The sequence below is a fragment of the Shewanella electrica genome (genome assembly GCF_022321485.1).
In the GTDB taxonomy this organism is placed as follows: Bacteria; Pseudomonadota; Gammaproteobacteria; order Enterobacterales; family Shewanellaceae; genus Shewanella; species Shewanella electrica.
In genome coordinates this window covers 1-281 of record NZ_JAKOGG010000168.1, presented here as the reverse complement: position 1 = coordinate 281, position 281 = coordinate 1, and the positions used below count along the sequence as shown (strand labels likewise).

Sequence of the window (281 nt, the reverse complement as noted above, 5' to 3'; positions counted from 1 at the left end):
GAGGAGGTCGTGGAGCAGGCGAAGCTGGCGGGGGGCGTCATCCTGTTCATCGATGAAATCCATCGGTTCAATAAAGCACAGCAGGATTATCTCCTGCCGAACGTGGAGAAGGGGATTGTGACATTGATCGGGGCAACGACGGAAAATCCCTTCCACGACGTCAATCCCGCCATCCGCAGCCGCTGCGGGCATATCAAGCAGCTGAAGCGGTTGGACAAGGAGGCGGTTGTCCGGCTGCTGCAGCAGGCTTTGTCCGACCGTGAGCGCGGGCTCGGGCAGTA

The 281-nt window shown here is 59.8% G+C and carries 1 protein-coding gene; it reads left to right on the top strand.

Annotated elements, in window-relative coordinates; translation table 11 throughout:
* Window positions 1–9 precede the first annotated feature (9 nt).
* A partial coding sequence (locus L9G74_RS20260; RefSeq protein WP_238898573.1) for an AAA family ATPase occupies window positions 10–281 on the top strand: 272 nt, incomplete at its 3' end.